Annotated in this window: 3 protein-coding genes; all 3 read left to right on the forward strand. The window is 52.0% G+C overall.

The features are described 5' to 3' along the window. The coding region (locus tag KDK17_RS10620; protein WP_257288049.1) for an ankyrin repeat domain-containing protein at positions 1 to 557 on the forward strand (557 nt) is incomplete at its 5' end. Positions 558 to 849: 292 nt separating this feature from the next. Further along, positions 850 to 1,485 carry an ankyrin repeat domain-containing protein gene (locus KDK17_RS10625; protein ID WP_257288050.1) on the forward strand — a complete coding sequence of 212 codons (636 nt, stop codon included), beginning with the start codon at positions 850 to 852 and terminating at the stop codon, positions 1,483 to 1,485. Further along, the gene (locus KDK17_RS10630; protein WP_306671271.1) at positions 1,464 to 1,862 is read left to right on the forward strand and encodes an ankyrin repeat domain-containing protein; all 399 of its coding nucleotides are present in this window, start codon (positions 1,464 to 1,466) and stop codon (positions 1,860 to 1,862) included. The genes KDK17_RS10625 and KDK17_RS10630 overlap by 22 nt, the downstream gene beginning before the upstream one ends. Positions 1,863 to 1,943 lie beyond the last annotated feature (81 nt).

Consider the following 1,943-nt stretch of genomic DNA (forward strand, 5'->3'; position numbering starts at 1 on the left):
TTCTGGAACTCTTGCTCGACAAAGTGGCGGATCTCGACGCTGCCCTGTTCGATGGCACCACCCTACTGTCCATCGCAGTCCGAGAAAATAATATCGACTGCGTGAAACTCCTGATCAAAGCCGGGGCGAATGTCAACACTCCCACTGACTACGGCGACACCCCGCTGCACTTGGCTGCCCGAAACAATTACACCGATATTGTTAAACTGCTGCTCGAGAAAGGGGCGGATCTCAACGCCCGGGGTGATTATGGCGACACCCCGCTGCACTCAGCTGCCCAAGAAAATAGCACCAATATTTTGAAACTCCTGCTCGACAAAGGGGCGGATCCCGACGCCCGGAACAAGGGTGGCATCAGCCCGCTGCACTGGGCTGCCCGAGAAAGTAACGCCGATATTTTGAAACGCCTGATTGACGGGGGCGCAGATCTCAACGCTACCTCGTACGATGGTAACACCCCACTGTCCATCGCAACCAAGATGGGCAATACCTCTGGCAAGGATTTCCTGATCTCTCGCGGGGCAAGACAGGAAACAGAGGCCATGCAGGAAAATTGACATCCTCCCCGTCGTAGGGAAGGTGTTGCAAAACTCCAAGTTCCCATGCTGAGACCCAAAGGGCCTGAAAGCATGGGAACCAGAGTGTTGCGACACCCCCTAAAAAAAATACGGGACTGTCCGCTCAATTCGGTTAAAACAGTGAACACAGCTCTCAGGTGTTTCCATCTTCTGAGTTTTTGAAATGGGTGATTATTTAGCCACGCAAAACTTTGCAGCCATAAAGCTGAACCATCGTACTTTTTTTGTGTCTAATTTGTATAACTCATTAAATAACACGGAGGTTCTACTTATGGATGCTACTCATCTTTCTGCTCTCACCATGAGCACTGAAGAAACGTCGAAGGCCGATGAATGTTTTATTTGTTTCGCTGAGTTCCATGGCCGGGATGTGGCGTCTGTGAAACGCAACCCCAAATGTCAAACACACTGTGGCCACCTCTTCCATCTGGACTGTCTTACGAGGCAATTTCATTATCAGCCCATAGGCTTACGCAGCTGCGGGTATTGCCGACAAAACCCGTTCCCGGTGTTGAATATGAAGACCGGTGAATCTTACCCGAATACGTTTTTCCCCGATGAGGCGTTTTATAATGCCTTTCTTCGCGGGGACTTGGATCAGGTGAAGAAGTCACTGGCAGGAGGCGTATATGTCGACGCCGTTATGAAGGGTGATTTCAATCCCTTGTTGATGGCATCCGCTCAGGGGTACACAGACATCGCCGAAGTCCTGATTAAAAACGGGGCAGACATCAACACCGCTATAGCTGAGGATGGCGTTACCCCGCTGTTCATGGCTGCACAAGAAAGTTACACCGATATTGTGAAACTCCTGATCATTAAGGGGGCGAAACTCGATCCCCCCGGACGACGGATGGCGCCACCCCGCTGTCCATCGCAGTTCGGCTGGGCTCTACCGACTCCGTGAAACTCTTGCTCATCGCCGGAGCGAATCCCAACGCCCTCTTGACGCGTGGCATGACCCCGCTGTACGTCGCAGCCCAGCAAGGCAAGACCGACTGCGTGAAGCTCTTGCTCATCGCCGGGGCGGATATCAACGCCCGGACTGAGAGTGGCATCACCCCGCTGTTCACCGCCGCTGAGAGAGGCAATAGCGAGTGCGTGAAAATCCTGATCAACGCCGGAGCAAATATCAACGTCGCCAGGACTTCGGATGGCGCCACCCCGCTTTCCGTCGCAACCAGTAAGGGCCATACCGACTGCGTAAAAACCCTTACCGAGGCCGAAGGACGCAGGGGAAGAGATTTGAAGTGCGTGATTATTAAGCCACAGCAAACTCAATAGCCATAAAAATGAACTAGCGTACTTTTTTTGTGTCAAATAATTTGTACGACTCATTAAATAACACGGAGGTTCTACTTATGG

This window comes from Endozoicomonas sp. SESOKO2 (genome assembly GCF_024606245.1).
GTDB lineage: Bacteria > Pseudomonadota > Gammaproteobacteria > Pseudomonadales > Endozoicomonadaceae > Endozoicomonas_A.

What these genes read in the sequence shown, in the direction of transcription:
- KDK17_RS10625 (WP_257288050.1), top strand. Translation starts at nt 850, where the DNA reads ATGGATGCTACTCATCTTTCTGCTCTCACCATGAGCACTGAAGAAACG.